The sequence below is a fragment of the Streptomyces sp. NPDC045026 genome (genome assembly GCF_056432625.1).
On record NZ_JBWKIS010000014.1, the window covers coordinates 130,565 to 153,468 of the forward strand.

Annotated in this window: 18 protein-coding genes; 10 read left to right on the forward strand and 8 right to left on the reverse strand. The window is 67.9% G+C overall.

Annotation, left to right across the window (positions count from 1 at the left end; translation table 11 throughout):
- Positions 1-24: 24 nt before the first annotated feature.
- The 3 genes from AC07EJ_RS27495 to AC07EJ_RS27505 form a co-directional block, all read right to left on the reverse strand.
- Entirely contained in the window at positions 25-792 is a 768-nt protein-coding gene (locus AC07EJ_RS27495) for a transposase (RefSeq protein ID WP_478885191.1), read from the reverse strand.
- 118 nt (positions 793-910) lie between these two features.
- On the reverse strand, positions 911-1,657 hold the full coding sequence (locus AC07EJ_RS27500) for a phosphotransferase (protein ID WP_478885192.1): 747 nt from the start codon (positions 1,655-1,657) through the stop codon (positions 911-913).
- A gap of 316 nt (positions 1,658-1,973) precedes the next feature.
- The gene (locus AC07EJ_RS27505; RefSeq protein WP_478885193.1) at positions 1,974-2,462 is read right to left on the reverse strand and encodes a hypothetical protein; all 489 of its coding nucleotides are present in this window, start codon (positions 2,460-2,462) and stop codon (positions 1,974-1,976) included.
- Between the two features lie 415 nt (positions 2,463-2,877).
- Here AC07EJ_RS27505 and AC07EJ_RS27510 point away from each other — a divergent pair, with 415 nt between their 5' ends.
- A complete protein-coding gene (locus AC07EJ_RS27510; RefSeq protein WP_478885194.1) occupies positions 2,878-3,303 on the forward strand; it encodes a hypothetical protein in 426 nt (141 codons plus the stop codon).
- Positions 3,304-4,581: 1,278 nt separating this feature from the next.
- Here AC07EJ_RS27510 and AC07EJ_RS27515 read toward each other — a convergent pair.
- Complete coding sequence (locus tag AC07EJ_RS27515) at positions 4,582-4,749, reverse strand: hypothetical protein (protein ID WP_478885195.1); 168 nt, start codon at positions 4,747-4,749, stop codon at positions 4,582-4,584.
- A 317-nt stretch (positions 4,750-5,066) separates the two neighbouring features.
- Here AC07EJ_RS27515 and AC07EJ_RS27520 point away from each other — a divergent pair, with 317 nt between their 5' ends.
- The 3 genes from AC07EJ_RS27520 to AC07EJ_RS27530 all read left to right on the forward strand — a co-directional run bounded on the left by AC07EJ_RS27520 (position 5,067) and on the right by AC07EJ_RS27530 (position 6,867).
- Complete coding sequence (locus AC07EJ_RS27520) at positions 5,067-5,345, forward strand: hypothetical protein (protein ID WP_478885196.1); 279 nt, start codon at positions 5,067-5,069, stop codon at positions 5,343-5,345.
- Positions 5,346-5,403: 58 nt separating this feature from the next.
- A complete protein-coding gene (locus tag AC07EJ_RS27525; RefSeq protein ID WP_478885197.1) occupies positions 5,404-5,556 on the forward strand; it encodes a hypothetical protein in 153 nt (50 codons plus the stop codon).
- 321 nt (positions 5,557-5,877) lie between these two features.
- The gene (locus AC07EJ_RS27530; protein ID WP_478885198.1) at positions 5,878-6,867 is read left to right on the forward strand and encodes a DnaB-like helicase C-terminal domain-containing protein; all 990 of its coding nucleotides are present in this window, start codon (positions 5,878-5,880) and stop codon (positions 6,865-6,867) included.
- Between the two features lie 75 nt (positions 6,868-6,942).
- Here AC07EJ_RS27530 and AC07EJ_RS27535 read toward each other — a convergent pair whose 3' ends face one another.
- Complete coding sequence (locus AC07EJ_RS27535; protein WP_478885199.1) at positions 6,943-7,161, reverse strand: hypothetical protein; 219 nt, start codon at positions 7,159-7,161, stop codon at positions 6,943-6,945.
- 219 nt (positions 7,162-7,380) lie between these two features.
- Positions 7,381-8,190: a hypothetical protein gene (locus AC07EJ_RS27540; RefSeq protein ID WP_478885200.1), complete on the reverse strand. Its 810-nt coding sequence runs from the start codon at positions 8,188-8,190 to the stop codon at positions 7,381-7,383.
- Positions 8,191-8,411: 221 nt separating this feature from the next.
- On the opposite strand from AC07EJ_RS27540, the gene AC07EJ_RS27545 reads away from it, so the two are divergent.
- The 5 genes from AC07EJ_RS27545 to AC07EJ_RS27565 all read left to right on the forward strand — a co-directional run bounded on the left by AC07EJ_RS27545 (position 8,412) and on the right by AC07EJ_RS27565 (position 16,699).
- The gene (locus AC07EJ_RS27545; protein WP_478885201.1) at positions 8,412-10,076 is read left to right on the forward strand and encodes a hypothetical protein; all 1,665 of its coding nucleotides are present in this window, start codon (positions 8,412-8,414) and stop codon (positions 10,074-10,076) included.
- A 1,368-nt stretch (positions 10,077-11,444) separates the two neighbouring features.
- Positions 11,445-11,786, forward strand: coding sequence for a hypothetical protein (locus AC07EJ_RS27550; RefSeq protein WP_478885202.1), 342 nt, complete (start codon positions 11,445-11,447; stop codon positions 11,784-11,786).
- A gap of 1,218 nt (positions 11,787-13,004) precedes the next feature.
- A complete protein-coding gene (locus AC07EJ_RS27555) occupies positions 13,005-15,323 on the forward strand; it encodes a lanthionine synthetase LanC family protein (RefSeq protein ID WP_478885203.1) in 2,319 nt (772 codons plus the stop codon).
- Complete coding sequence (locus tag AC07EJ_RS27560) at positions 15,320-16,288, forward strand: MsnO8 family LLM class oxidoreductase (RefSeq protein ID WP_478885204.1); 969 nt, start codon at positions 15,320-15,322, stop codon at positions 16,286-16,288. Before AC07EJ_RS27555 ends, AC07EJ_RS27560 begins: the two co-directional genes overlap by 4 nt.
- A gap of 207 nt (positions 16,289-16,495) precedes the next feature.
- Positions 16,496-16,699, forward strand: coding sequence for a hypothetical protein (locus tag AC07EJ_RS27565; protein ID WP_478885205.1), 204 nt, complete (start codon positions 16,496-16,498; stop codon positions 16,697-16,699).
- 185 nt (positions 16,700-16,884) lie between these two features.
- Here AC07EJ_RS27565 and AC07EJ_RS27570 read toward each other — a convergent pair whose 3' ends face one another.
- Together AC07EJ_RS27570 and AC07EJ_RS27575 are read right to left on the reverse strand one after the other, a co-directional pair.
- The gene (locus AC07EJ_RS27570; RefSeq protein ID WP_478885206.1) at positions 16,885-17,955 is read right to left on the reverse strand and encodes a DNA polymerase Y family protein; all 1,071 of its coding nucleotides are present in this window, start codon (positions 17,953-17,955) and stop codon (positions 16,885-16,887) included.
- Positions 17,952-21,422 carry a DNA polymerase III subunit alpha gene (locus AC07EJ_RS27575; protein WP_478885207.1) on the reverse strand — a complete coding sequence of 1,157 codons (3,471 nt, stop codon included), beginning with the start codon at positions 21,420-21,422 and terminating at the stop codon, positions 17,952-17,954. The genes AC07EJ_RS27570 and AC07EJ_RS27575 overlap by 4 nt, the downstream gene beginning before the upstream one ends.
- Before the next feature lie 908 nt (positions 21,423-22,330).
- Here AC07EJ_RS27575 and AC07EJ_RS27580 point away from each other — a divergent pair.
- Positions 22,331-22,831 (forward strand): SMI1/KNR4 family protein, encoded by a 501-nt coding sequence (locus AC07EJ_RS27580; RefSeq protein ID WP_478885208.1) that lies wholly within the window; start codon positions 22,331-22,333, stop codon positions 22,829-22,831.
- The last annotated feature ends 73 nt before the right edge of the window (positions 22,832-22,904 follow it).

Genomic DNA, 22,904 nt, shown 5'->3' on the forward strand with positions numbered 1-22,904 from the left:
GTGTTCGCGGTGAGAACTGTTCCCCTATCCGGCGAGGTTGAGGTTGTGTAGGCGGGCAATGCCGAGCATGGCGTGGTGCACGCCGTCGCCCTTCAACCTGCAGTCGCGGAGGATTTTCCAGGTCTTCATGCGGGCGAAGACGTGCTCGACTCGGGCCCGGACTTGCTTGTGCGAGCGGTTGTGCTGCTTCTTCCAGTCGGGCAGTTCCTCGCCGGCATTGCGGCGATGGGGCATCACGAGTCCAGTGCCGGGATAGCCGCCGTCCGCGATGGTCATCGCGCGGCCGACGGCGGCCTTGGCGCCAGACTCCTCCCACGCCTTGCAGTCGTTGCGGTTGCCCGGCAGGGGCCGCCCAACCGCGACGACCTGGCGGGTGTCGGCGTCGATGACAACCTGGTGGTTGGTGGAGTAGCGGTAATTCTTGGACTGTTCGGCGATGCTGTGATCGCGGGTGGGCACGAGCGTGCCGTCCACGATGAGCACGGCGTCCTTGGTGAAGCGCCGCCTGGGCTGCAGCGCCAGGAGTGGACCGAGCTGGTCGATGATGCGGTCCGCTGCAGACTTCGACACCCCGAACAGCGAAGCGAGCTGGCGCATCGTCAGGTTCGTGCGCCAGTAGACGATGACGAGCATGGCCCGGTCTTCCAGAGGAAGACTCCACGGCCGTCCCTTGCGGACCGCATCCGCATCTTGCCGCCGCAGCAGTGTCACCACCTTCCTGAAAGAGCGTGGGCTCAGCCCGGTGAACGGGGTTATCCAGGACGACTCCGACGCCGTGATCACACCTGCCACACCAACATCATCTCGTTCGTGGCCGGCAGCTACGAGACGCCCTTGGATACGGCTCGGACGAGGCGACAACAGCCATCGCGGGAACGGGCCAGCTGGGGTCGGCCGGGACGGGCCGTGCTCAGCTGCCCGAACCGCCGAGGAGAACCGTGCATTCCGATCGGAGCCAAGATCGCTCGGCTAGCATCTCGGACGCATCGCCGCGGGCGAGGAAGGTTGCCCATGGTTCGTGGCCCTGCCGGCCGAGTTGTTCGATGCGCTCTGCCTCGCGGGACTGGACGGCCTCCAGGGCATCTAGTACGTCTGCCGGCCGTGCCCCGTAGGCGGCGCAAAGGGCGTCGAGGCGGTCCCGAAGGGTGTGCTCACCGGCGATCGAGGCTCTTCGCTGCTGCTCGACGGGGCGCAGCGGCACGGCGTACCAGGCCAGTTGCGCGAGGTCGTCGAGGGCGTGGCCGGGCGCTGCGAAGTCCCAGTCGATGAAACCGGCCAGGCGGTCGCCGTTCCAGATGGAGTTCCATGGACCGAGGTCTCCATGCCTGATGATCATGCCGGGACTCCAGGCGTCCTCCTGGCCCTGCCATCGTGCGTCTGCCGGCGGCTGGAAGTCCCGGACAGCGTCGTGGTACTCGCGTAGCCAGCACCCCAGTTCGCTGATTCCGAGGGTCGACCGCAGAGCCGACGGCCAAGGCGAAAACGCGGGTTCGCCGTGCACCAGCGACAGCACCTCATCGGTGCCGTCAGTGCCAAGGACCCGCGGAGCCCGAGTGAAGCCTGCCGTTTCCAGGTGGGTCAACAAGGCGTGTACCGCGGACGTCCACTCGCCGATGGGCCGGCGGATCGTCTCTCCGATCCGCCGCACCGTGGTCACGCTGCCCTTGTCCGTAGCGCCATCCGCGATCATTGGGTCAGCGTAGCCCTGCCGCCCACATCAGCGTCATGGATACCGGCGCCCACAACAGTCAGCGCGACAGCACCAACCAGACCTTCTGGGTTGCACTCCCCACGGACGCTGCCAGTTACGGGACAGCCTTTGCCTCCGCTGGCAGAGTACGGCAGCTTTCGGTTGGTCTCCTCCGGATCTGGAGGCCGGTCCTGCTAGGGGAAGCGGCGGCTGCTTGGAGTCGAAGTACGCCACTACGGCGAACAGCAAGCTCACATCTTGTTTTGCCACATCACTGTGGCTGTCAGGGGTGAAAAGTCGGAGAGATAACAGTTGGCGTGAACCCATGCTTTCTTGACACCATGTCCACATGGTAGGCGAATCTGAAGAGCTTCGAATTCATCACGCCAACGTGGGCTTTCAGGACCCAGAACGACCTATTCCCCTCAATTCCGGGGAATCGCGCCCTCCTCAATTCTAGGGAAGCCGAGTCCACCGCGACGAGACCTTCCTCGTCCTCGACAAGCTCGAAAGAAGCTGGAGTTACGGTAGCTGTAAAATCCAGTAGAGGATTTTCCCCATCTGCGAAGAGCTGCACGGAGTTGTCGGATACGGGCAGAAACGTCTCAACCGTTACATGGGTCGACTGCGGACCCCCTACCTGCAGGGACGCAACCCACCCCGTATAGACCTCCACCATGCCAGGAGATTCCTCGGGTCCGGTTGTCACCCCGCCGTAGTACATGTAACCCGGGAATTTTACGTCGCTGATCATTGCCTGGGATACCGTCATTTCTCCTGCTCCTCAATGCGGACGAGGCGATGGCCTATGAAATCAGCAGTAGGCACCACGTGAGTCCGGGGGGCGGTGCCATTCGATGTGGCTAGGCGATGCGACGTCAGAGAACTCCGCCGTCGCAGATGTTCGGACGCACCTTACTGGGGCGTCGTCAGGTGTACCCGATTGAGGCGTCAACGATTCAGGGTAGACCAGCAAGTGACAAGTTGACACAGTAACGATCAGCGTCAACAGTTGTTCACTTTCCTGTTTCAGATTACCCCTGACTTCGCTTCCTCGCAGTCCAATGAAATTCCACCTGCGTCTAGACACGAGACCATTAATGGTGGGGGTTCTTGGCGGGATGACGGCTGACGGTGGGTTCGCTACGCCGGAGGTATGAGGTCGTGGTGGCGGCGGGCTGGACGGCGTGGGGGCCGAACCGGGCGCGGGCTGCTTCGTCAAGGACACCCGCGGGGAGAAGTCCGGTCGCGACGCGATCGACGGCAAGCCGCGTCCGCCGTACGTGGAACCGCTCAAGTGCTTCGAGTGCGGCGTCGACGTCCACGTCCGGCACGGCAACGCGGATGACCCGGACTCCAAGTCGTCGCACTACGTCAGGAAACCCGGCAAGGACCACTGCCCGCGCTGCTCGTACGACCTGGAGCGCTGCGGCAAAGAGCTCGTGGACTCCTCCACCAATACGGTCGTGCGCACGGACGGGCAGTGGCGGCTGATCTGCCCGCCCCTCGGACGCCCCGGCACGCGCGGCGCCGGCAAGGGCGCCCCGGGCCCGCCGGCCGACCGCCGCGCCTCCGGATCGGGTACGGCGAAGACCAGTGAGGAGGCGGGGTAGGCGATCGCATCCGCGCGGCGGATCGTGCGGCTCCTGGAGGCCTTCGAACAGGATCCGGACGCCGTCGCCGAGTTCGCCGCCACCCTTCCCGGTGGTCGGCGCAACATCGAATGGCCGGAGTTCTGCCGCGGCCGTGCCGACGTCCACCAGCTTGCCCAGACCCTCATCGACCGCAGCCAGGCAGTAACCGCGATCCCGCACGCCGTGTGGGGGACGGTGTCGGCGGCATCCGCGGTCGACGGCAGGTCCGGCGACCGCAGTTACGTGGTCAAGTACGTCGCCCGTCGCCCGCCGCCCCGTCCTCGTCGCCGGCCGCCGCCTGCCGCTGCAGGTGACCATCCGCAGCAAGAACGCAGACTGGATCGGCGTCACCAGCCGCTCGGGGCTTTCTCTCGGCCACGGCTATTGGAGGCTCTTCCCCGAACCCGAGAAGATCAGAGGCCGGATCGAGCTGCAGTTGTGCGTCAACGAGCCGTGGCAGGTGGCCCGCTGGGACACCGACGGCACCACCCAGACCTTCCCCGCGCCACCGGCGCGCCCCGTCCCGCCGCCCTCGCCTAGGAGTGCGCAGCCCGAACCGTCAACTCTCACAGGAGTAAGCGGAGATAGCCGAGGGGCCGATTCCTCGCCCAGCGATCCGCCGTCGCCGCCCACGAGCCCGGCAGGCGGCGAGCTCTCCGCTCCGCCGCGGTCCACGCCTCAGGCGGAGCCGGCCGACGCAACCGAGGCAGTCCGGCCGAGCGCACCATCGGATCGGGACGAAGCGAGCGTCACCTTGTTGGCCGCTCCGGATCCATGCGTGCCGCCTGTGGCCTTGGTGCCGCCGAAGCCGTCCTCACCTCCGCAGCCCTCGTCTCCACCGCTCCCACCACGTCGCCGCCGGCCGCGGCTGGCCGACTGGCTCGGTCGCCGCAAGAAACGCCGATGAGCCGCACGCACTCGGCTCGCGACGCGTTCCCCGAGACAGAAACCGTCCCGGACAAGAGCATGTGGCAGGGGATCGCCGAACCGCGTGGGCGGGCCCGCCTGGCCCGACATCCGGGAGGAACGCCGCTACGCCATGGGCGACCTGGACGATGACCGGCACCTCCCCGGCTGAGGCCGTCTGGTCGCTTATCGGCCAAAGCGGGTGGGGAACCGGGCAGGGCCCGGGGGATACGGCATGCCGCTCGTGCGACCGTCCCATGCTCTGTCGCGGGGGCCGCAGCGGCCCCGTCACGGAACGGCGAGGAGCAGGTATGGGCGTGAACAGGACCCGGCACCGGGCGTCTGGCTCGGCTACAGGGACAGCGTGCGCGGGCCCGCGCTGGACTGGCGCACCGGCCTCGGTGTGATCCGCATCGTGCACAGCGACGACCGCAGGGCTGCCACTGACGTCGCCTCCGCCATCGCCAGCAGTGGCAACAGGGACGGCGTCGTGACCGTCTGCGCCCTGTACGGGGACATGGGCAGTTCCGGACCGGCCGCTGGTGGCCGCCGAGGGCTACCGACGAAATGGGCCGCCCCAGGTGACGAGACGCAGTCGGTTTGGCGGGCCCCATCGGTGCGGAGTGCGTTCACGTCAGCGACAACGCTCAGGGGCGGGAACGTGGGCACCCCTGCGCGGGAATCCAGCGCGACGCAAGCCACGTACCGGCTGGTCAACGAATTCCGTCGGTTGCCCACATTGGCTGTGCCGGGCAGGTGCGTAGGTGCTGGGCAGTCGACGCGTAGAGGTCAGGAGCGGCAGACTCGAAGGCAACGCAGAGAAGGACGGCAGCACGATGAGCCACCTGCATGAGCCGGAGCGGGTACCGCGCAACGCGGAGGGCATCGCGGCCGCGCTCTCCGGCGAGGGCTGCATGGAGTTCTACCGCGAGTTCCTGGCGGCCGCGCCCGAACAGGCCGAGGGCGTGCTGCGCCGCTGGTGGTTCGTGGCCATGCTCGACACCGACCCGGCGGGGGAACATCTGACCCAGGACGCGCTCGCCGGCCGCCTTCCGTCGGTGAGCGTCGACGAGGTGATGACCCGCTGCCAGGCGTCGGGGCTGCCTGTTGAATGAGCCGCCCGGGAGCCAAAAGGCTGGCCGTGCCTGGTGCCCCAAAGAGGTCACCAAGCGGATGATGGACACGTCGCTGCCCAGTGACACCTTCGGAGCGATCGTCGCGGCCACGGTCGTCATCAACCAGACGCGCGCAGTGCCGGGCGTACCGCATCGTCGCGGTACCCGCAGCAGCACCGGGAAGAACGGCGAGCTCGGACTCGCCGAGTAGTCATCGTCGCCGACGCTGACGAACGCACATCATGCTCACCCGCATCCAGCTGAACTGACGCCTGGACCAGGCTCTCGAGGTCGAGGGCGGCGAGTACCTACATGGCCTGGGTAGATCGAATGAAGCGGTCTGCAAGCGGGCTACACTGCTGCGCGACGGCCGTCGTGGTGTCGGCCCGGTGAACTCCGCCTCTCCCGTGGACGCGGCGGAGTGATGAGCCCCAGGTGCCTGCGCATCAACACCAACATCTTTCCTCGACGGCCATGTGTACCCAACGGCAGAGGCGGGGCCACGGGACCGCTGTGCCGGAACGGAACGCTCGTGGTCCGCAATCACGCTCGCAAGACCGACGCCCGTCGCGCAGTCACAGCTGAGACATCGCACCGTCAGGCGCTGGCCAGTGCCCGGGGCAAGCGGAGAATCCCCACCGGCCTCAGGGGCCTGGACACGCTGCTGCGGGGCGGAGCGCGTCCGGGGCGGCTGACCGTGGTGGCCGCCCGCACAGCGATGGGGAAGTCAAAGCTCGCTCTGGCCATGGCCCGTAACTGCGCCATTCGTGAAGGGAGGCCGGCCCTGATCGCTTCGCTGGAGATGGGACGTCGCGAGCTGTGGGAGCGGCTGATGGCCGCGGAGAGCGGCGTGCCGGGCGAGCTCATCAGCTATCGGAAGTACTCCGACGAACAGTTCCAGCACCTGCGCGCCACGGCCCTGGAGCTGGACCGCCGCCAAGTGCCGCTCGATCTCGGCGGTGACGGGTCCGTGCCCACGGTCGACGACATCACAGCCGAGTGCGAGCGTGCCCACCACCGCTACGGACAACTCGACCTGGTGGTGGTGGACTACCTCGGCCTCATGGACTCGGCGCGACGACTCGACGCCCACCGAGTCGTCGACCGACCTGTTGAGATCGCGGAGATCGTCACGGCCCTGCAGGATGTGGCACGCCGTTTCCGGGCGGCGGTGGTCGTGGTGGAGCAGCTCACCCGGGCGGTCGCGGAGAGGGACGACCACCGGCCGCGGCCGGACGACATGTGTCATGCCGAGCAGCTTCTGGGCCGCGTGGAAGCGGTGATCTTGCTTCACCGAGACGAGTACTACGCCGACCGGGAACATGGCACGGCGTATGACCGCTCGCCCGATCCTCAGCTCTACCCGGAGCACTGGTTCCCCCGCCGTGGGCTGCCCGAACCGGTGGTGCAGCAAGGGGAGCTGCATGTGGCCTTGCACCGCAACGGGCCGACAGGCATCGTGCCGGTCGGCGTGGATCTGAGCCGGTCCCGCTTCTTCGACCTGCCGGCCAAACCCGAGTAGGCACTTCGTGAGGTCTGGCGTCCGCCACAGTGCATCGGGCCGGTGTTCCGGAGGCGGGCCACGACCGAGTCCTGCTCAGGCGCGCTGGTAGAGGAGGGATACGGGGGTGCCGGGTCCGGGGTGGACTTCTAGGTTGCCGGCGGAGTTGATGAGGGCTCGGCGTCCGGGGTAGGCGCGTTCGGCGCAGAGCCGGTCTCGGTCGTCGAAGTCGCCGGTGAAGTAGAGCACGCCGTCGATGAGTTCGCCGTTGTGGGAGCTGGTGGGCCAGCGGGCGAGCAGGGCCTCGACCGTCATGGGTTCATCGGGCGGCGGCAGGTCAGGGCCGGTGATCGTGATTCTCCGTTCAGGCGTGGCAGTCAGGATTGAGGGGGCGTCTCGGGACTGCCGCATCCAATCGCGCGCATAGGACGCACTGCGCGGATTCGTTGGCGTCCGTTGGGGCGGTCCTCGCGCCAATGAACCAGTGAGCAGGGTGTGACGGGACCCGTGGGGAGGGCTTCAAGGCCACGGCCTTCATGCCGCCGCTCGGGTCAGCCAGTCGATCTCGGCGGTGAGTTCTTCGCCCCTGCTGGTCGCACGCGCATCCTGCGTACGCTTCTTGTGGAACTTCGCTGGTTGAGCGGACTTGCTGGTACACGGCTCTTGCTGGCGCGCTCCGCAGTGCCGGCAGTCAGTGATCAGAGTCAGCTGCTCAAGTTCGGCGACGTAGTCGGAGTGCTTCGACTCTCGGTGTGTGGCGCAGGGGAAGGCGCTCTCCGGGGTTCGACATGGGGCGGCGTCACCGGTGCGGTATCCGCAGCGTTCGTCGTCGCGCGGGTCGTGATGCTGGCAGCGGTCGCTGCCCCGGCGCCGTTCGAAGGGGCATCGAAGACCGGCGGAGTTCTTCACCCAGCGGTAGTCGTCGAGTTCCTCGTCGAGTACGGCGATGCAACGGTCGGGGAAGGGATCATCCACGCCGTCGGGCAGCGGCCACTGGTGTTCGCGGCACCGTTGGCCCGGATCGGAAACAGGCTTTCCGCACATGCCCCACGCAGGACTGGAATTGGAGTAGCGATCCCGGCGGGGCGAGGACCAGTAGCACACCGGCTGCAGCACGGCCGCAAACTCATCCTGCAGCTTCCGTGCCCGGGGGCCGGGCACGGACTCGAACAGGGAGAGCGCCTCGTGCAGGGACTGGGCAGAGATGTCGACGCGGCGCGCCGCGCCGTTGCGCTTGCGCGCGATGACCTGTGGCCGCTTCGGCGGCGTGGGAATGGTGGAGCCCATGGACGCGATTTCTACCGCAGAGGGGTGGCATCCACGCGAAGTACGCGCCGATGCCACCGCCGCTGCATAGAACAGCGCCGGAACGCTGTGGCAGCGATCTTACGCGCGCAGGCACGACAGCCTGGTGCAGACGGAGCGTGTTGTCTGCAAGGCCTTCAACTCCGGGTGTGAGCAGGTGATATGCCGGATCACCCTCGTCGGTCCAAGCCGGGCGAAGGGCTCGGCCGTTGCGGTGAAGCGGGACCGGGCGCGGGATCAAGATCCGCAATGATGCGCCCATGCTGCACAGCGAGCTCGCCTCCCACCTGGTCCATCAGGCTGGTCTGGTCGACGACACGGAGCGGCGGGTCCGGGAGGCCGGGCCCGCCGAAAAGCTCACCCGCATCCGTATGGCAGCCATGGCCCGGCACCGCGCCTACTCGGCCTTGGTCGAGGCGTGCGGCGTGTTGCAGGCCTGGCCTTGCGAGGAGCGCGTCGGCACCAATGGCGTGAACGGGGCCATGTCCATCCTGGCCGTCTGCCAAGGCTCGCAGATCCGTGGCTTGCTGCCGCTGCTGACGCACGCCGTCGAGAGTAAGCGCCTCTCGGGCGTCTATCTGGCGGAGGCGACCGACCGGCTGTGTCACGCCGAGCAGCGTCCCCAGCTCTACGGAACGATCGACGACTATCCGGTCGCCGATGCGTCCCGCTTGGACGCGCTGCGTATCAAGGTCGGGCTTCCCCCGGTCAACCCCATGGTCAAGGCGGCGACCGTGCCGCCCCCGGATCCTGCGCCCTCGCTCCAGCAGTTGCCTGACGAACTGGCCGCGCTCAAGGGGGTGCTGACCGACCTGCCGCCGGTGGCGTCGATGCCCCGCGTCGTGCGCCCCACGGTCGGCAGCAACGACTCCTGGGGATGTGCGTACTGCTGCGGTCAGGCTCCTCCCGGCTCCACCGAACTCGATATCCGCGGCAAAGTCTGGCGTATCTGCCAGTTGTGCGAGGCTGTCGACGACACCCCGCAGAACCGTCTGCTGGACGTCCTGCTCACCGTGGGCGGCGTCAGTGAACCGGCCGCTCGGGCCACAGCCGACATGGCGGGCCGCCAGGGGTGGCGCGTTCCTCTGCGATACGAGGGCATCCGAGCTCGTCCCAACCACCGACCGCAGCCCCGCTGGGCCCACATGCCAGCCGAAGCCGTCGCCAAACTCGTCGCCCACGCCGAGCAACTCCGCCGCACCGAGCCGCCGTTGCCCACACCTCCTGCAACGGTTGAACCGGCGGCGCCAGCACCAACGCACGTGCCAAGCCCCTCCACCGGCGACGCACCCTCGCCGCCTGCGACCGCGGTCTGGGATGGGCACACGTGGCGATCACCGCTGCTGCCGAACAAGAAGGCCCGTGAGGTACTGAGCTGGCCCGCCAGCACGCCTCTGACACGGCTCCAAGTCGTCCAGGCCCTCCAGGTTGCAGAAGGAAACCTCGACGGCAACGGCCTGGTGGTCCCCACTGTCGCCGACCTGGCCAAGGTATTCGCCAACCCACCGGTGTGGCTCCAGTCCTTCCACGAGCAGCGCGGGCAGGAACGCGCCGCTAATCATGCGCGCCAGACCCACGCGGCCCCGCCCCCGGCAGGGAGCCCGCCTCCTTATCTCTCCGCCCCCAGGCCACGGTCCGATGTTCCGCCGCCGCGTGACGCACACGGCCCGCGGCTCGCACCGCATCCGGAGATGCTCATCTCGCCCAAGGCCCAGAAGGTCCTCAACCAACCGCCGGCCACCCCGTTGAGGCCCGGGCAGGTCGCCAAGCTCCTGCAGACGGCTGTCACCACGGTGCAGAAGAACGGACTCACCGCGGTGACGGTGGGAGACCTCGTCACGGTGTTCCACGCCCCGCCCGCCTGGCTAATTGCCCTCCACCGCAAATACGCCCTGGAACGAGCCGCTAACCCACTCCACCCGTGAACGACCAGGCGAGGGGCGAGACGCCGGAACAGGGTAGAGGCCGCCGACTGGGCCGTGTTGGCGCGCGGTGCGGATGGAACCCGTCGGACCCAGTCGGCCGACTCCCAATCGATGAAGGACGCTCCCCGCCGCCCGCGCAGCTATTCCAGCGCCTTCCAGTCGGTGGGGGTACCCGACGTGATCCTGCGGACGATGACCTCGGTGAGCATGACCGTTCCTGACGGAGCGGATCACGCCGATCTCCTTCACTCGGACCGCTGAATCACGGCGAACGCCCACAGACGTTGCAGCAGGCCTGGCAGACTCGCGTGTATCCCGGCGTGACGGCGCGTATGGCCTGCACCATGCACGACCAGCCGGCCCGTGGCCCGGTTCCCTCCCGTGAAGAGACCGGGTTTCTTGGGGAGATCCGGCCCGTGTGCATCGGCCGGAGTCTCCTGGTCGAGGCGAGCCCTTCTCGCGCGTTCTGCGCTGGCCTTGAGGGCGGCCATGAGATCGACGGCGGCAGTGGCCGGAGCGGGTTGGGTCGTGGGTCCGGGGGTGCGGCCCTGAGATTTGGCGTCGATGTGATCCCAGCGCCGGGCGGCCGCCCGGCCCTGCCGGCTCGTTGACCGCCTACGATCACTGACCTCGTGGAATCGATCACCCAGTGGGACGCCGGACGTACATGCTCAACCATGTGTCTGTAGGCCGCTGCTGCAATTGGGTGCACATTTTCACCGATGTGCACCAGTACGGATAGGCGGGCGAAGGATCTTCCCTATTGTCGTTGCAGACGGTTGCTGCGGCGAAGGGTGCGTCATGTCGAGATTTCTCGTGCGAGATCTCATGATCACCGTGCTCCCACATCACTTTCTCACGCAGGACGACTGCGGCCAGACCAGTGTGTGCGGCGAGACCGGCGTCTGCGGCGCCACAGGTGCGTGTGGTGACACCGGCGTGTGCGGAGCAACCGGTACATGCGGGGAGACAGGCACCTGTGGCGAAACCGGGACCTGCGGACCGACCGGTTGCGGTGAGACGACGTGCGGCGAAACCGGCGTCTGCGGTGCCACGGGGACATGCGGGGCGACAGGAACGTGCGGTGAGACCGGGGCGTGCGGCGAGACCGGCGTCTGCGGTGCGACGGGTACGTGCGGTCCGACGGGTTGCGGGATGACCGACTCGTGTGGGATGACCGACTCATGTGGCATGACCGACTCATGTGGCATGACCGACTCATGTGGCATGACCGACTCATGTGGCATGACTGACTCCTGTGGCATGACCGACTCCTGCGGGGCCACGGGCTGCGGCATGACTGACTCCTGTGGGATGACTGATTCGTGCGGGATGACCGACTCATGCGGGATGACCGACTCATGTGGCATGACCGACTCGTGCGGCATGACGGACTCCTGCGGGATGACAGACTCCTGCGGGACCACCGGCGACGCGTGGAAGCAGGCGTACGAGATCTACGAGGAAGCGCTGCGTCCGGTCGTGATGGCACGGGCGCAGGTCGCCGCCATCAGGGCGCAGATCCGCCAGCATGAGGAGCCGATGCTGGCCTCGGTCGGCCAACTGCCGGCGCATAACTTCCAGGAGGTGGCGAGCCCGGCCCTCGGCAACGCGGTCGATGCCCGATACCTGGAAGCGCTGCTCTTGGACGCAGCCCGCGAGGTACGTCGCGAGCGCCCCGGATCGGTCGACGCTGGAGAGGAAGGCTAGGGACTTGGTTGCCTCGTCCGATCCAAGTCTTCTCGCTCACCCTATTCGGCTGCACCCGGAATACGCGCTCGTCGCCCTCGAAGCGCTCGGCTCCGATCAACGATCGGTGATCGAACGAGGTGGCGGTGCTGGCACCGCGGCGGTCCTGCTGCCCAGGCACGGTGACGGCCCGACGTACGGGTTGTCCGCAAGGGCACAACGTCTATTGGAGCGTGCCCTAGCCGCGGGGGAGGATCAAGGCAGTGCGGCGCTCGCCAGTGAGACGAAGGATCTTGCCACGTGGGTTCTAGACGGTGTCCTCGAAGTGCGAGTGGGCCATCTGTGGCGGTCCGGCCCACAGGCCGTGGAAAACCTCGCCCTGCCGACGCCTCCGTCGGCTGATAACGCCGCAGGTGCGCTCGGATCCCTGAGCCGGGCTGCACTGGACCACACGGCCTCCTTGCGGCTGCGCACCGTCGGTGACATGGCTCGGCGGCTGTACTGCTACCACCGCTGGCCCGCGAGCCCGTCGTGGTCACGCCGACTGGCCACGACGGCGGCCGTGCGCGCCTGGCTGGACGACCCTGAGACGGCGACCGCGTTGGCCCGCGACTGGGTGAGTGCTCCGCCGCCAACCGACAACGACCGGTGGCGCATCTTTCGCCACCGGAGCACCACAGCGAGGCTCGTGCCCGGCCCCCGATACAAGCTGTATGTGAGTCCTCGACCCGACAACCTGAGGGACGCGTTGGGGGTGGCTCTCGGGGCCTTCACGGAACACGAGGTGCCCGTATTCAAGGTTGCCGACGACCTGTACGGCGTGCTTCGCCCGGACAAACTGGTGGCGTACTTCAGCTCTCGATCCCAACTCGAATCTGTCGTTGACGAGTTGAGAAGGACCGCCGCCAGGCTGCCGGCCCAAGGGGTACCGTTCACCGCAGCTTGCACGCAGGACGGCCTGCTCTCTTGGGCCGTCGACCCTCCCCAGCGCGCCGACGCTCACGGCGGGGCCAGCAGTTGGCGCGGCTGGCTCGTCGGACGCATGGCGCAGGCGATGATCCAGGCCCAGGCAGAAGCGAGTTGGGGGCCAGGCTCAGCGGTTGACTATGTCCTACGGCGGTTGTGGCTGGATGGGGTCGATGCCGCGAGGTGGGCCCCCTTGGACACCGCGGGAGCCGACCGAGCGAGGATCCAGTGACAGCGTCCGTTACGACCCCAACGCTGCGATTTCCCAGCGACATGCAGATCCATCCAGTGGCCAGGCTCAGAGCAGACGTACGGCGCAGCCTCGAATGCGGCCCGGACGACTACGTGGTCACCCGCCCCACGGGCCGGGCTCGTTCCCTGCTCGTCGACCGGGACACAGCCGCGTTCATCACGGAGTTTCGACGTCCGTCCACCCTCGCCGGGGCGGTGTTGCGGCACGCGACTGCGACGGCGATCGATCCCGAACGACTCCTCGACCAGATCACCCCGCTGATCCGCCGACTGGTGAATCTCGGCCTCCTGGTGCCCGGAGACGCCGATACTGCACTGACGTTTCGGCTCGAGCGGGGTGATCGGCTGGGAGGCTGGACTGTCACTGGGCGCATCCAGACCCTGGAGGACAGCGAGGTCTATCGCGGCCTGGACGGTACGGGCCGCGAGGCCGCCATCAAAGTCGCGCGTCGGTCCGGCGACCTTGCGATCGCCGCGGCCCTCTCCCATGAGTCGTCGGTACTGGCCAAGCTCCACGGACTGCCCGTCGCCACCGTGCTGGAGGATGGGACTGATGCAGAGTGGCCCTACCTGGCCGTCGAGTGGGTGTCGGGCGACGACAGTCTCGTCGCCGCGAACAGGGCCCGGGGGGACAGCGCCCAGCTGGTGAAACTATGCATCGCTGTAGCGGACGCATTCGCACAACTGCACGAGCGAGGTGTGGTCCACGGGGACGTACACCCGAAGAACGTCATTGTGAGTACAGGCGGCGGTGTCACCCTGGTCGACTTCGGGCTGGCGCGGATCCTCGCAGAAGGCGCGGGACCTTCGCGCCAGGGCGTGGGGTACTTCTTCGAGCCGGAATACGCACGCGCAGCGCTCGGGACGGCGCCACTGCCGCCTGCCACCCCGGTGGGTGAGACGTACGCGGTCGCGGCCTTGTGCTATCTCCTACTGACCGGCTCCCACTATCTCGCATTTCCCCTCCAGCGGCGGGCCTTCCTGGAGGCCATTGTTCACGGCACGCCGACTCCTCTGCATGTATGCGGAGTTCATGACCGGCCGAGGCTTGAGCGGGCGCTGCGTGGGGCCCTGGCCAAGGAGCCTGACGCCCGCACCTCCTGCCGCATGCTCGCCGATGAGCTGGCGCAAGCCGAGCCCCCGCACGAGACATGTCCGACTCTGCTGGCGCGCGACGTCTGGACGCGCTACCGATCCAGCCGGAGTGCCGCCGAAGGTGTGCCACGACCACCCGCGAGGTCCGTCCATCATGGTTCCTCTGGTGTGGCCTATGCCCTCCTGCGGCTGGCTCAACTATCCGATGATCCCTCGACCTTGGCCGCCGCCGACCTCTGGCTGGCCTCGGAGCCCGGCACAGGGGCAGAGCCGTTCCGAAACCCGTCGATCGGCATGGACGATGACGCGATGGGCCGGGTATCCCTGCACTACGGGCCCTTCGGGCCGTCCATCGTCCGTGCTCTCATCGCCCATGCCCGCTGGGATCCCGCAGCGGTCAACGATGCCGTGCGCGATGTCGTTGCCGAGGCCGAAGCCGATAGTGACCGAGTCGACTTGGTCTCGGGCCTAGCCGGGGTACTCGTCGGACTGGCGCACCTCGCCGAGGCTTTGCCCGTGGATCGGCTCATCGAACGGGTCCCGCTTGTCGAAGCCGGTCACCGCATCGCCGAGCGACTCGCCGAACGCGATCCCCGGTCCCCACACAGTGAGTGGCCGATCGGCATGTCCCTCGGTGTGGCACACGGACTGGCCGGGTCTCTCTATGCCCGGTTGCGGTGGTCGGAAGCCACGCACTGCCTTCCTGGCGAGGGCATCGAGGACCAGCTCGCCCAGTTGGCCGGGTACGCCGAGACCGACGGCGAGCGGATGCGCTGGCCGGACCGTGTCGGGCACCCCGCGGACAAGGCACCGTTCGGCGCGGGCTGGTGCAACGGGGCAGCGGGGCACGCTCTACTTTTTTCCCTGGCGGCACGCGTCTACCCCTCGCGTGGCTTCGGTGACATCGCCGTGGCCGCATCTCATGAAGCGTGGCTGTCGCCCGACCTGCAACCCTCCCTGTGCTGCGGGCTAGCCGGTCGCACGTTCGCCGTGCTCGAAATGGCACGGCTGACTGGCGACGAGACATGGCGTGGTCGGGCGGAACGCATGGCCGAGGGCATCACGCTCCCGCACGACACGCCTGCGACGCCGACAGACAGCTTGTACAAGGGGGCGCTCGGTATCCACTTGCTACGCAAGGAACTTGAGTATGCGCAGGTGCCGGTGTTTCCGCTGTTCTCTCCGGAGGGTTGGGCGAAGCGGGACCGTATGAGTGAAGGTCTTTTCCGGGAAGGGACATCATGACATCGCAAGTCGAGTCCGCTCTCCCTACACTGCCTCTCGGCGTTCTCGAGCTGTCGAAAATTTCCAGCGGTTCGCCCGGGGAATCACTTAGGGGGATAGTCTCGCTCGCCCAGGGCGCCGAGCAGGCTGGCTACCGAAGATTCTGGGTGGCGGAACATCACGTTCGCGGTGCCGCTCACTCCTGTCCGGAAATCATGACCGCCATTGTCGCGGCCCGGACGTCGACCATCCGCGTCGGGTCTGGAGGTGTGCTGCTGAGGTACTACAGCCCACTGAAGGTCGCCGAGACGTTTCTGGCTCTAGAAGCGATGTTCCCGGGCCGCATCGATCTTGGCGTGGCCAAGGGGCCAGGCGTCACGGAATCCGCGGTGGCAGAGGCTCTCGTGTACGGCAACGCGTGGGAACTTGAGCCGCACGTCTTCGATCGTAAGGTCCACGATCTGGCTGAGATTCTGGCACCGCCGATCCAGGGTGGGCGGAGTCGAACTGGCCCGGTCGTCGCCCGGCCCGATGGCGTTCCCGCGCCACCGATCTGGTTGTTGGGCTCGGGACCGTCGGCTGTGTCACTCGCCGACCGGCTGGAACTGCCCTGCGCCGTAGCCGCCTTCACGAAAACGCCTGAAGACGCGCATCGGCTGTTCGAGAACCACGGACGATCTCCTGCAGGTGGTTCGAGCGCCACAGCACTCGCCGTGAGCGTGACGGTCGCCGAGTCGGATGCCGCAGCGTCGACCCGTGACAACCGCCTCGTCGCGGCTGGTTACCTGCCCGCCAACTTCACTGGAAATCCAGCGACGGTGGCTCGCCGAATCCACGAGTGCTTCACGTGGAGCAGCATCGAGGAAATCATCCTGACCACCTTCACAACCGACGTCGAGGAGAGGCGATTCACGTTCGCCTCGATCGCGGACGCTTTTCGAGCCCAGGGCTTTGTGGATCGGCTCCCGCTCGTAACCGTGGGTTAGGGGTCTTCTGGACCAAGTCGGATGAGGAGCGGTGCATGGTGGCCAACCTACGGCGTCGGCATGATTCAGGAGACACCCCCGCCGTGAGTAAGGCGTCGCACGAGCAAGCACTGCATCCGCACAGCGGCTGGCCGATTCCAGCCTCACGAGCCACGCGTCCTACTCGGCCCAGGACAAAGCGCTCGCCTCACCGATTCCCCCTCGGTGATGACCCGGGCCCCGATCGCGATGGACACCGCCGCCTGCCTGCGTCTCGACGGCGACCCCTCAACGGCGGCCGAGATGGCGGCGGCCATCTTCGAACGTCTCCCAGGCCCCTACCGCGACGGCCTGATCCGGTCCAGGGCCGAAGTCCTCCACCAGGCCCTAGGCGGCCGCCCCCGAGACCTCCTCGGCCAGGCTCTCGCCTGACGATCCAGCGAATCAGAGGGGCCGTGCACCGCCTCGACGGCTTCGGGGTAGGCCTCCTGCTTACGGCTGTGCGCCAGCCAGGGGAGGGAGACGCAACCCATATGGCGCTCTGAAGCCGGTCCGGAACAGCTGGGCATTTCACGGTGACGGCTCACCCTCATGCTGTGAGTACGCTTCGCGGCTGCTCAAGCCGGGGGTGAGGATCGTCGAACTGCAGTGGCGGCGGCCTGGATGACGTGGGGGCCGAACCGGGCGCGAGCTGTATCGGAGGCGGCCTCCAGTCGGCGGGCCTTGTCATCGCCGTCGTCAAACAGGAGTTGATGGTGCGCACCGTCTGCGGGCCCAAGCTGGTCGGCACGCAAGGAGAGTTGGCGAACGCGGGCCCGCTCGAGTCCGAGCCTGGTGTAGAGGTCGTAGGCGAGGGTGGATAGGGCTGGGGTGTGGTGGGTGGGTTCGGGCAGCGTGCGGCTGCGGATGGTGCGGGTGCGGTCGGCGTAGCGCACGGTGAGCGTCAGTCCCCGGCAGACCTCGCCTGTTGTGCGCAGGCGGGCGCCGAGTTCGTCGGCCAGGGCGAGCAGCTCCCGGCGGTGGGCGACCGGATCTAGTTCGTCGGCCTCGAAGGTGTGGCTGGTGCTGGTGGAGCGGACCAGGGCGCTGCGTTGTACGGGCCGGTCGTCCAGGCCGTGGGCGCGGGCGTGCAGCTCTCGGGCGGCGTGCGCGCCGAGCAGCCGAATGAGCGGGCCGGTAGGAGTGTCGGCGAGTTGGCCGATGGTGGTGATCCCGTACCGGTTGAGGGTTTTGGCGGTCGCGGGTCCGATGCCGGGGAGCGCGGCGAGAGGTCGCGGCCGCAGGAACGCGGACGCTGATGCGTCGTCGTCGGCGATGACGGTGATGTGACCGAACGGGGTGGCGGCTGTGGCCATGGCGGCGATGAGCGGGGAGAGGCCGCCGCCCACGGTGGCGCGCACGCCGAACAGCGCGATCGCCCGCAGCTGCAGGAGCTGGGCCAGTTCGTGGGGTGAGCGGTCGAACAGCCTCAGCGCGCCGGTGATGTCCAGGTCGACGCTGTGATCTTGAGGGTAGGGCTGATGTACCGGCGTGATGTCTTCGACAAGCACGAGGAGTTGCTCGAACAGCAGGTCCGGGTCCTGGAACTGGACGAGATGGAAATGGACGCGCAGGACCTGGCGGCGGCCGCGGCGTGCTGATGCCCGCTCCCCCTCGCGCAGGGCCTTAGGCGCCGGCACCGTGCTCATCCTGCCGACCCGGGGGACCGGTGGCCCAGACGGCGCAGGTCTGCCGATCGGCTCCCGGCGGGCTGGAGATCGGCCCAAGGGTGCAGTTCCGAGCCTGCAGTTCCGTCGGAGAGAGTCCGTGCGGCCGCGGGAGCGGGGGAGGCGTCCGGCTGGGCCGGCGTCGCTGCCGGCGTGGTACGGCCGAGGAGGTCGAGCGCGGCCTGCGGGCCGCGATCACGGCGCGCGGCCGCGACTGTTTCGAGGTCCCACGCCATCTCGCCGACCACGGTGCGGCGAGGGCCGCGGGCCTCCACGGAGCCGCGGACCAGGAGCAGCCCCGAGTGGAAGATCGTGTGCGCGCAGTCGGCGTGGGTGTCTTCGAAGAAGGCAAGGTCGACGAGCCCGGCCCCGTCCTCCAGCGTCACGAAGATGATCCGTTTCCCGGACGGGATGGGCGGGGTCTGAGTAGAGGCGCGCACGCCGGCGACGAGGACCTTCTGGCCCGGGATCATGCGCTGGAGGTGGGCGGCGTCGGTGGCGCCGAGCTCGCGCAGCAGCCGGTGGTGGTGCTCCATCAGGTGCTGGGAGACGTCGATCGACAGGACCTCGAGCTCGGCGCTCATGCGCTCCCGGCTCGACATTTCCTTCAGGCCGCTCGGCTCCGCGCTCACCAGGTCGCCGCCGAGCGCGAGCTGCCCATCAGCAGCGGTTCGGTTGCGGGCATGCCGGTGAAGCTCGCTGGCCTGGAGCAGCAGGTCCCGCCGCGTCAGCGTGCCCTTGACCTGGTCCAGGGCGCCGATCTGGATGAGCCGCTCAGCGATCGGAAGCGAGGGTCTGGCCCGCTGCCAGAAGTCCTGCAGGGACGTGTAGGGCTGGTGGGCGGCGATCCGGGCGGCCTCGGCCTCGCCCATCCCCTTCACCGTGGACAGCGCGAGCCGCACCCCCCACCCCCGGTCCGTTGCCTCGACCCGGTGTGCTTCCTGGGAGCGGCTCACATCGACGGCGAGGACGGGCACGCCGTGGCGGCGGGCATCGGCGACGATCACCCGCATCGGCCACATTCCCGGGTCGTGCTCCAGCAGCCCCGCGTACAGAGCAGCCGGATGGTGAGCCTTGAGCCAGGCGGACTGCACCGCCGGCACCGCGAACGCGACGGCATGCGCCCGGCAGAACCCGTAGGCCCCGAACTCCTTGACTACGTCCCACACTTCGCCGACGACTGCGTCGCCATAGCCTCGCTCGACGGCAGCCTTCTTGAACCACGTCTCCACGCCGGGCAGGCGCTCGGGGTCGGCGAGTGCGCGGCGAGCGACGTCGCCGGCGGCACGGTCGCAACCAGTCAGCCGGGCGATGATCGCGATGATCTGCTCGTGCCAGATGACGACGCCCATCGTGTCGTTGAGGATCGGTTCGAGGTCGGGGTGGGGGTAGTGCGGTGCGGCGCCGTGCCGGGCGGCGATGAACCGCGCGGGCATGCCGCCCTTGACCGGTCCGGGCCGGAAGAGGCTGATGTCGGCGATGACGTCCTGCATGTGCCGCGGCTGCAGACGCCCGATCAGGTCCATCTGGCCCGGCGACTCGATCTGGAAGCAGCCCAGGGTGTCGCTGCGGCGGATCATCTCGAACGTCGCTGCGTCGTCGAGGGGGACGTGGTCGGGGTTGTCGAGGTCGAGGAGTCTGCCGGTGGTGCGTCGGATCTCGTGGACGGCGTGCGCCATCGCGGACTGCATCCGCACCCCGAGCACATCGAGCTTGAGGAGCCCCAGGTCCTCGACATCCTCCTTGTCAGCTTGCAGCATCGAGTAGTCGCCGCCCGGGGTGGGCTGCACCGGCAGCCGGTCCAGCAGGGACGCATTCGAGATGATCACTCCGCACGGGTGCATGGCGTAGCCGCGCACGAGCGCGTCCAGCCCCTCGGCCAGCTCCCACAACGGTCCGAACTCATCAGCGCGGGCCGCGAGCTGGCGCAGCTCGGGCAGCTCGGCGAGCGCGGAGCGGATGTCACAGGCCCGGATGTGCGGAAACGACTTGGCGATCATGTCGACGGTCTGCGGTGCGATCCCCAGGGCGAGCCCGGTATCACGCAGGGCGTGCCGGGCGCGGTAGGTCTCGGGCATGCCGGTGACCGCGACCCGATCGTGCCCAAACCGCTCGAAGATCTTGTCGTAGACCTCGAGGCGGCGGGCGGACTCCACGTCGAGGTCGATGTCCGGCAGCGACGTCCGCCGCTCGGAGAGGAACCGCTCGAAGAGCAGGCGGTGGGTCAGCGGATTCGCCGTCGCCACGAAAAGGCTGTGATTGGCCATGGAGCCGGCGCCGGAGCCGCGCGCGGCAACCCGGATACCCATCGCCCGCACGTCCGCGACGACCTGGGCGACTGCAAGGAAGTAGCCCTCGAAACCGAGCCGGCCGATGACGTTGAGTTCATACTCCAGCTGCCTCACGGCAGCCGCATCGGAATCGAGGCCGCGGGCGGCCATGCCTGCCTCGCAGCGCTGGCGCAGCAGCCGCATCGCGCCGCCCCGAACCCGGTCGGCGCCCACCACGTGCGGCTCGGGAAAGTGCGGCCGCCCCATCCCCAAATCCTGCGCGGTCAAAGTGCAGGAGGCGGCCGTGCCCTCGGTCTCGGCGAGCAGCGCTGCCGCCCGCTCGGGCCCGCGGCCCGCGGCCTCGGCGATCCTCGCGGCGACCGCCGCCATCTCGCCGCCCCCCTTGAGCCACCGCTCGCCGCTGTCGACGTGACGCCGGTCGATCGGCCGCAGAAGCCGGGCAGCATCCAGCACGTCCGCAACGCGGTGCTGTGCCGGATCGGCGTACCGGACCGAGTTGGAGACCACCACCGGAACACCGAGCTCGTCCCCGAGCTGCACGGTCCGCGCCGCCAGCCGCAGCGACCCCGCCCCGGTCCCCGATCGGCCCAGGTAAACGGCCTCCAGCCGCAGGCCCTCCCGGGCGATCGCCTGCCACGGCGCGAGCAGCTGCTCCGCCAGATCCGGCCGGCCGGACATCAGCGCGGCCGCCGGTTCGGACGAAGGACCGAGCAGCACCACCAGGCCTTCACCGAGGTGCTCCTGCAGCACGGGCCAGGCCGCCACCGGCACCCCGTCTACGGGTGCGGCGTGCGCGGCCGACACGATCCGGCACAGCCTGGCCCACCCGCCCACGTCCTGCGCCAGCAGCGTCACACGCCACCGCGCCTCGAGTACATGAGCGCCGCCACGCACCGGCGTACGGCGCCGGCCGACCGGGGGATCGGGATCGGCGGCGGGAGCAACGGCGAGGTCCACGCCGAAGACCGGGCGCACGCCAGCGGCGGCCGCGGCCTTGGCGAAGCGCACCGTCCCTGCGACTGTGTCGCGGTCGGTCAGCGCGAGCGTGGTGAGGCCGCGCTCGGCGGCCCGGCGGACCAGGTCGTGGGGGAGCGAGCCGCCGTAGCGGGCCGAGTATCCGGAGACGACGTGCAGGTGAGAGAACCCGGAGGTCTTCACGCTTGCCACCTCCGATCACACGAGCCCCATTCAAGCCGCATGGCTTGTTCTGTCTCCAATATATCGAACAAAAATCGAACAGGGCGAGTCCTGGGTCCCGCGTTTCCTGAGACGTTGATCGATGTGACATAGCGCTCTTGTCCTGTCTCAGCGAAGTCTGGGCAGTCTCAAAGTTCTCTGGGTAACAGGGCGCGCGTCTCACGGAAGTCTGGGCAAGGGAGGCGGTGTCTCAATCTTCTCTGGGCACCTGTCACCGGTCCTCCTACGGTCGTCATGACGAGCGGATGGGTTCCCGAGAGGCTCCGATGGACGCGACAGGTGTAGCGGTACAGGAGATCGAGCTGGAGTACGTCAGCTCGGTCGGTGTGCGTGAGAGCGGTGCTCTCCAGAGCCTGTGGTCGGTTGCGTTCGAGGGGGTGCAGCCCGCACGTCGGTTTCCTGCTTTCCGTGGGCAGGGCAACTGGTGCGGCTGGTACTGGTCAGCGACCTGCGATGGGCATGTGGTTTCGAAGGACACCGACCGCGTTCTGGAGCTGACTGGCTCCGCCTGTTCCCCGTGAGGCACAGTTCGCAGCGGCCGCCGAGCCTTCGTTGCAGAGGCGGCTTCCAGCGGACCGCACTGCGCCGAGAGACCACGCTTCACCACCACCTTCGATCCGAGCGGCAGTCCACATCGCCCCCGCCGAGGTGCTTGTGGTGCCATGGCGTTGCGACCACACCAGTGCCGTTCTCGGAATCGGGGCCGGATCGGAGCCCACGTAAGCTCTCGATCGCAGAGAGGGTGGGGGTGCCAGATGTGGTGGAAGCGACGTCAAGACGAGAGCCCAACGATTCGATTGTCGACAGAGCAGTGGCCAGCATCATCGAATGAGCCTGGCCTGCTGACGCCGAAGCAGCGAGTCCGGGCTGTGGTCGACGCCATCACCGACGGCACCACAGCCCGGCCCGAGCAGCTTCAGGGACTGCCGGCCGAGGTCGTCCTGGCTGTCGAGCGTGATCAACAGGCTCCGATGGCAGATGCCTACCGAGAGTTCCTTTCTTTGATCGGCGGTGGCGCCGGGCGCTTCATGCAGGGGGAGGACGTCTATCACCCTCGCGTCCTTGGCCTGGGGACGGCTGCCCGCGAACTCCTCGAAGAGAACGAATCGACCTTCCACTTCGAGCCCACCGACCGCGTCTTCTCCATGCATCAGGGCTACCAGTTCGAGTTCATGCGAGGCACCGGACCTGATCCCGAGGTCTGGTCATACTCCGAGGGCGAGCACGCAGACGTTCCCCTCCGCAGTTACGCGTCCTTCATCGACTGGCTCCGCGCGACTGCCGAAGCAGAGGTACCTGCCTGGAAGCATCACGTCGAGACGGTGCGCGAGGAGATCAACGCCGACGGCAGTGTCACGTTGCGCTGGTAGGCAGTCCCAGGGGCACCTGCTGTCACTTTGCCTGGAGTGACGGGAAGGCGATGGATTCGTCGAAGGAGCCCCG

Bases quoted from the DNA above. Each gene is read 5' to 3' on its own strand.
- AC07EJ_RS27505 (WP_478885193.1), bottom strand. From the start codon at position 2,462: ATGACGGTATCCCAGGCAATGATCAGCGACGTAAAATTCCCGGGTTAC.
- AC07EJ_RS27515 (WP_478885195.1), bottom strand. From the start codon at position 4,749: ATGTCCCCGTACAGGGCGCAGACGGTCACGACGCCGTCCCTGTTGCCA.
- AC07EJ_RS27520 (WP_478885196.1), top strand. From the start codon at position 5,067: ATGAGCCACCTGCATGAGCCGGAGCGGGTACCGCGCAACGCGGAGGGC.
- AC07EJ_RS27525 (WP_478885197.1), top strand. From the start codon at position 5,404: ATGATGGACACGTCGCTGCCCAGTGACACCTTCGGAGCGATCGTCGCG.
- AC07EJ_RS27535 (WP_478885199.1), bottom strand. From the start codon at position 7,161: ATGACGGTCGAGGCCCTGCTCGCCCGCTGGCCCACCAGCTCCCACAAC.
- AC07EJ_RS27545 (WP_478885201.1), top strand. From the start codon at position 8,412: ATGCTGCACAGCGAGCTCGCCTCCCACCTGGTCCATCAGGCTGGTCTG.
- AC07EJ_RS27550 (WP_478885202.1), top strand. From the start codon at position 11,445: ATGACCGACTCGTGCGGCATGACGGACTCCTGCGGGATGACAGACTCC.
- AC07EJ_RS27555 (WP_478885203.1), top strand. From the start codon at position 13,005: ATGCAGATCCATCCAGTGGCCAGGCTCAGAGCAGACGTACGGCGCAGC.
- AC07EJ_RS27560 (WP_478885204.1), top strand. From the start codon at position 15,320: ATGACATCGCAAGTCGAGTCCGCTCTCCCTACACTGCCTCTCGGCGTT.
- AC07EJ_RS27565 (WP_478885205.1), top strand. From the start codon at position 16,496: ATGACCCGGGCCCCGATCGCGATGGACACCGCCGCCTGCCTGCGTCTC.
- AC07EJ_RS27570 (WP_478885206.1), bottom strand. From the start codon at position 17,955: ATGAGCACGGTGCCGGCGCCTAAGGCCCTGCGCGAGGGGGAGCGGGCA.